The 6,025-nt window shown below is 66.4% G+C and carries 5 protein-coding genes; 1 reads left to right on the top strand and 4 read right to left on the bottom strand.

All coding sequences use genetic code 11. The annotated features are described in order from the left end of the window. Window positions 1–317: 317 nt before the first annotated feature. The 4 genes from tuf to rpsL form a co-directional block, all read right to left on the bottom strand. Window positions 318–1,511, bottom strand: a complete 1,194-nt coding sequence (gene tuf, locus FNH04_RS39805) for an elongation factor Tu (protein ID WP_322725219.1) — start codon at window positions 1,509–1,511, stop codon at window positions 318–320. A gap of 183 nt (window positions 1,512–1,694) precedes the next feature. Continuing rightward, window positions 1,695–3,821, bottom strand: coding sequence for an elongation factor G (fusA, locus tag FNH04_RS39800; protein WP_152790973.1), 2,127 nt, complete (start codon window positions 3,819–3,821; stop codon window positions 1,695–1,697). 39 nt (window positions 3,822–3,860) lie between these two features. Beyond that, window positions 3,861–4,331, bottom strand: a complete 471-nt coding sequence (gene rpsG / locus FNH04_RS39795) for a 30S ribosomal protein S7 (RefSeq protein ID WP_003992340.1) — start codon at window positions 4,329–4,331, stop codon at window positions 3,861–3,863. A 2-nt stretch (window positions 4,332–4,333) separates the two neighbouring features. Then, window positions 4,334–4,705 carry a 30S ribosomal protein S12 gene (rpsL, locus tag FNH04_RS39790; RefSeq protein WP_007823146.1) on the bottom strand — a complete coding sequence of 124 codons (372 nt, stop codon included), beginning with the start codon at window positions 4,703–4,705 and terminating at the stop codon, window positions 4,334–4,336. A gap of 472 nt (window positions 4,706–5,177) precedes the next feature. On the opposite strand from rpsL, the gene FNH04_RS39785 reads away from it, so the two are divergent. Beyond that, a complete protein-coding gene (locus tag FNH04_RS39785; protein WP_322725215.1) occupies window positions 5,178–5,933 on the top strand; it encodes a Crp/Fnr family transcriptional regulator in 756 nt (251 codons plus the stop codon). The last annotated feature ends 92 nt before the right edge of the window (window positions 5,934–6,025 follow it).

Here is a 6,025-nt window from a genome sequence, read left to right as displayed (position 1 = left end):
CCCCCGACCCCCGCGATCCCCTCGGCCTCCTCGGCCCACGCGACGCCGGATAACGCGGGCAGGGCCACCAGCCCGGCTCCCGCTCCAAGCACCGTTCTGCGGCTGACGCGTCCAGACATGCCTCACCCCTCGACCGGAATGCGATGCGGCTTCGAATTTGCTCAGCGGCATGACAAATGGTGAAGGGAGTGACGCGCGGGGGGAACGGGTCGTCGGCGTCGAATAGTTTCGTAACAGCTGCCCGAGAACGCGAGAAGGCCCGCACGACCGAAGTCGTACGGGCCTTCTCAGGTCAATCGACCTTCAAGCAAGAGGACTTACTTGTTGATCTTGGTGACCTGGCCGGCGCCCACGGTCCGACCACCCTCACGGATGGCGAACTTCAGGCCCTCCTCCATGGCGATGGGCTGGATGAGCTCCACCTTCATCTCGGTGTTGTCACCCGGCATCACCATCTCGGTGCCCTCGGGGAGGGTCACCACGCCGGTCACGTCCGTCGTACGGAAGTAGAACTGCGGACGGTAGTTGTTGAAGAACGGCGTGTGGCGGCCACCCTCGTCCTTGGACAGGATGTAGGCCTGGGCCTCGAAGTCGGTGTGCGGCGTGACCGAACCCGGCTTGATGATGACCTGGCCGCGCTCGACGTCCTCGCGCTTGATGCCGCGGAGCAGCAGACCGACGTTCTCACCGGCCTGGCCCTCGTCGAGCAGCTTGCGGAACATCTCGATACCGGTGACCGTGGTGGTGGTCTTCTCGGTCTTGATGCCGATGATGTCGACGGTCTCGTTGACCTTGAGGATGCCACGCTCGATACGGCCGGTGACGACCGTACCGCGACCGGTGATCGTGAAGACGTCCTCGATCGGCATCAGGAACGGCTTGTCGACGTCGCGCTCCGGCTCCGGGATCGCGGTGTCGACGGCGTTCATGAGGTCCAGGACGGACTGCGTCCACTCCTTGTCGCCCTCGAGCGCCTTCAGAGCGGAGACCTTGACGACGGGGCAGTCGTCGCCCGGGAACTCGTACTCGGAGAGGAGCTCACGGACCTCGAGCTCGACGAGCTCCAGGATCTCCTCGTCGTCCACCATGTCGGCCTTGTTCAGGGCGACGACGATGTACGGAACGCCGACCTGGCGGGCCAGGAGCACGTGCTCCTTGGTCTGCGGCATCGGGCCGTCGGTGGCGGCGACCACGAGGATCGCGCCGTCCATCTGCGCGGCACCGGTGATCATGTTCTTGATGTAGTCCGCGTGACCCGGGCAGTCGACGTGGGCGTAGTGACGCGCCTCGGTCTGGTACTCGACGTGCGCGATGGAGATGGTGATACCGCGCTGGCGCTCCTCAGGAGCCTTGTCGATGTTGTCGAACGGGGTGGCCTCGTTCAGCTCCGGGTACGCGTCGTGCAGCACCTTGGTAATGGCGGCCGTGAGGGTCGTCTTACCGTGGTCGATGTGACCGATGGTGCCGATGTTGACGTGCGGCTTAGTCCGCTCGAACTTCGCCTTCGCCACTGGGGTCCTCCTGTGGAGTGGTTCTGTACGCCTTACTTCATCGGCGCCAGGTGATCTTTGCTGTCAAAACCCGGATCCCCGGGGCATTCGCACCGCGGTCGTCAGTCCTTGACGGACCACGTTTTGCGGTGGAATGCCCCACGAGGCTCCGGAGTCAAGCCTACGGCGTGTGAACGGGGTACGTTACTCGCCCTTGGCCTTCGCGATGATCTCCTCGGCGACGTTCCGCGGAACCTCGGCGTAGGAGTCGAACTGCATCGAGTAGCTCGCGCGACCCGACGTCTTGCTGCGGAGGTCGCCGACGTAGCCGAACATCTCCGAGAGGGGCACGAGACCCTTCACGATGCGGGCACCGGCGCGCTCCTCCATGGCCTGGATCTGGCCACGGCGGGAGTTGATGTCGCCGATGACCTCGCCCATGTAGTCCTCGGGCGTGGTGACCTCGACGGCCATCATCGGCTCGAGCAGCACGGGGCTGGCCTTGCGCGCGGCCTCCTTGAAGGCCTGCGAACCGGCGATCTTGAACGCCAGCTCGGAGGAGTCGACCTCGTGGTAGCCACCGTCGATGAGCGTCACGCGGACACCCGTCATCTCGTAGCCCGCGAGGATGCCGAACTGCATGGCCTCCTGCGCACCGGCGTCCACCGAAGGGATGTACTCCTTCGGGATACGGCCACCGGTCACCTTGTTCACGAACTCGTACGAGGCGTCGCCGCCCTCGATCGGCTCGATCGCGATCTGCACCTTGGCGAACTGGCCGGTACCACCAGTCTGCTTCTTGTGCGTGTAGTCGACGCGCTCGACGGCCTTGCGGATCGTCTCGCGGTAGGCGACCTGCGGCTTGCCGACGTTGGCCTCGACCTTGAACTCACGGCGCATACGGTCGACCAGCACCTCGAGGTGCAGCTCGCCCATACCACCGATGATGGTCTGGCCCGTCTCCTCGTCCGAGTGGACCTGGAAGGAGGGGTCCTCCTCCGCGAGACGCTGGATGGCGACACCCAGCTTCTCCTGGTCGCCCTTGGACTTGGGCTCGATCGCGACCTGGATCACCGGGGCCGGGAAGTCCATGGACTCCAGGATGACCGGGTTCTTGTCGTCGCTCAGCGTCTCACCGGTGGTGGTCTGCTTCAGGCCCATGACGGCGACGATGTCGCCGGCGCCCACCGAGTCGATCTCCTCACGCTTGTTCGCGTGCATGCGGTAGATCTTGCCGATGCGCTCCTTCTTGCCCTTGACGGAGTTCAGCACGGCGGTGCCGGACTCCAGGCGACCGGAGTAGATCCGGACGAAGGTGAGCTTGCCGAGGTGCGGGTCGCTCATGATCTTGAACGCCAGCGCGGACAGCGGCTCGTCGTCGGACGGCTTGCGCTTGACGACGACCTCGGGGTCCTTCACGTCGTGGCCCTCGATGGCCTCGACGTCGAGCGGCGTCGGCAGGTAGCGCACGACCGCGTCGAGCAGGGGCTGGACGCCCTTGTTCTTGAACGCGGTGCCGCAGAACACCGGGGTGACCGTGGTGTCGGTGGACTTGCCGGAGGCGATGGTGATGCGACGGATCGCGGCGTACAGCTGCTCCTCGGTGGGCTCCTCGCCCTCCAGGTACAGCTCCATGATCTCTTCGTCGTTCTCCGCGACGGCCTCGAGCAGCTTGCCGCGCCACTCCTCGGCGGCCTCGGCGTGCGTGGCCGGGATGTCGACGACGTCGTACATCTCGCCCTTGGCCGCCTCGGCGGACCACACGAGCGCCTTCATGCGGACCAGGTCCACAACGCCCTTGAAGTCGGCCTCGGCACCGATCGGCAGCTGCATGACGAGCGGCTGGGCGCCCAGGCGGTCCGAGATCATGTCCACGCAGCGGTGGAACTCGGCGCCGGTACGGTCCAGCTTGTTGACGAAGCAGATACGCGGGACGCCGTAGCGGTCGGCCTGACGCCACACCGTCTCGGACTGGGGCTCGACACCGGCGACGCCGTCGAACACCGTCACGGCACCGTCGAGCACGCGCAGGGAGCGCTCCACCTCGACGGTGAAGTCGACGTGACCCGGGGTGTCGATGATGTTGATGGTGTAGTCGTTGTCCTCGAGCGGCCAGTGACAGGTGGTGGCAGCAGACGTGATCGTGATGCCACGCTCCTGCTCCTGCTCCATCCAGTCCATGGTGGCGGCGCCGTCGTGGACCTCACCGATCTTGTACGAAACGCCGGTGTAGAACAGGATCCGCTCGGTGGTGGTCGTCTTGCCCGCGTCGATGTGGGCCATGATCCCGATGTTGCGGACCCTGGCCAGGTCAAGTGAAGTGGTAGCCATAAGGCTTCGGTCTTCTCTCGGTCTCGATGTGGGTAGCGACTACCAGCGGTAGTGCGCGAAGGCCTTGTTGGACTCGGCCATCTTGTGGGTGTCCTCGCGCTTCTTCACAGCGGCACCGAGGCCGTTGGAGGCGTCGAGAAGCTCGTTGAGCAGACGCTCGGTCATGGTCTTCTCGCGACGGGCGCGGGAGTAACCGACCAGCCAGCGCAGGGCGAGCGTGTTGGCACGACCGGGCTTGACCTCGATCGGGACCTGGTACGTCGCACCACCGACGCGGCGGGACTTGACCTCGAGGGTCGGCTTGATGTTCTCCAGCGCGCGCTTCAGCGTGATGATCGGGTCGTTGCCCGTCTTCTCACGCAGACCCTCCATGGCGCCGTAGACGATGCGCTCGGCGGTGGAACGCTTGCCGTTCAGCAGCACCTTGTTGATGAGGGAGGTCACCAAAGGAGAACCGTAGACCGGGTCGATGATGACCGGGCGCTTCGGGGCGGGGCCCTTACGAGGCATTCTTACTTCTCCTTCTTGGCGCCGTAGCGGCTGCGGGCCTGCTTGCGGTTCTTGACACCCTGGGTGTCGAGCGAGCCGCGGATGATCTTGTAGCGAACACCCGGCAGGTCCTTCACACGGCCACCGCGCACGAGCACGATGGAGTGCTCCTGCAGGTTGTGTCCCTCACCCGGAATGTAAGCGGTGACCTCGATCCCGCTGGTCAGACGCACACGCGCGACCTTACGCAGGGCCGAGTTCGGCTTCTTCGGGGTGGTCGTGAACACACGCGTGCAGACGCCGCGGCGCTGGGGCGAACCGTCCAGTGCGGGCGTCTTGTTCTTCTCGACCTTGTCCTGCCGGCCCTTGCGGACCAGCTGCTGGATCGTAGGCACTACTTCTCCGGTTTCTGTGTGCCGATAGGTGAAGCTAACCTGGAACGTCGCCGACCCACGCGGTCGGGTGTGTCGAATCCCGCAGATTCCCACCGCGAGGCAGAAAGGGCGCAGATTTCGGTGGCCCGCTGACGGTTCCCCTTGCGGTCGAAGGCACGCACGGGAGCCAGGGCACACCCCAGGCACAAGGTCTGAGCGTACCTAGCGCAAGGACTTCGGTCAAAACAAATGGAGTGGGCCACCACACGCCGGACTTCTCATCTCCCCACCTGCCCTTTCGTCCCGGTTGTCCCGGGAGCTCACCACCGGTCGCCGCGTGTGTGTACCCACGCGCACACGGGCGGTCACACAGCGGGCGGGCCCGCCGGGCCCCTTCATCCATACGTGGCCGGATTGCGTTCTTCTCGGCCCGGCGGACTTGTGCGTTCAGTACGTTCATCCGTCCGTCACGAGAAAGGGATGGGGGTTGAGCGTGAGATCTGGTACGGGGGCTCCCTCGCCGGACGACGGCGGGCTGGACGACCGGGTGCCGTTCCTGGCGCGGTTGGAGAGCGAGGACCGGCTGGGGCTGCTGGGGCTCGGCCGGGAGCTGGACTTCGCACCGCGGGTGACGCTGCTGCACCAGCACGAGCCCTCGTCGCACGTCCTCTTTCTGGTGGCCGGCTGGACCAAGGTCACCGCCTCGGCTGCCAACGGCTACGAGGCGCTGCTCGCTCTGCGCGGCCCCGGTGACATCGTCGGCGAGTCGGCGGTGCTGACGGGGCGGCCGCGGTCGGCGACGGTGACCGCGCTGGAGCCGGTACGGGCGGTGGCCGTGGAGCACGAGCGCTTCAAGGACTTCCTCAGCCGGTCCCCCGCCGTCTCCTTCGCCCTCCTGGGCCTCACCGCGGACCGCACCCGCGCGGCCGACCGGCGCCGGCTGGAGTTCGCGTCGATGAGCGTACGCGAGCGTTTCGCCGTCCTCCTCCTGGACCTGGCCCGCACCCACGGCCGCCGCACCAGGGAGGGCATCGAACTCTCCGTCCCCCTGAGCAAGCAGGAGCTGGCGGGCTCGGTGGGGGCGTCGCGCGAGATGGTCCAACGCCTGCTGCGGGAACTCCGCGGCAAGGAGGCGGTCGCCACGGGCCGCCGTACGCTCCTGATCCTCCGCCCCGACATACTCCGCCGCATCGCGGCAGCGGCACCGACCACGGGGCTGCCGGCACCGCCGGGGGCCTGGGAGGGCTGAGCGGGGTGTCCGCGCTGAGCTGTTCGGCTGCTCCGGAGGGTTCGTCCGTGGACGGGTTCGTCCGTGGGTGTGGGGCCGGTCTGGGGGTGGAG

It is taken from the genome of Streptomyces phyllanthi (assembly GCF_009377205.1).
In the GTDB taxonomy this organism is placed as follows: Bacteria; Actinomycetota; Actinomycetes; order Streptomycetales; family Streptomycetaceae; genus Streptomyces; species Streptomyces phyllanthi.
The sequence above is the reverse complement of the archived record's forward strand: the minus strand, read 5'-3'. Positions and strand labels throughout refer to the sequence as shown.

What these genes read in the sequence shown, in the direction of transcription:
- fusA (WP_152790973.1), bottom strand. Translation starts at nt 3,821, where the DNA reads ATGGCTACCACTTCACTTGACCTGGCCAGGGTCCGCAACATCGGGATC.
- rpsG (WP_003992340.1), bottom strand. Translation starts at nt 4,331, where the DNA reads ATGCCTCGTAAGGGCCCCGCCCCGAAGCGCCCGGTCATCATCGACCCG.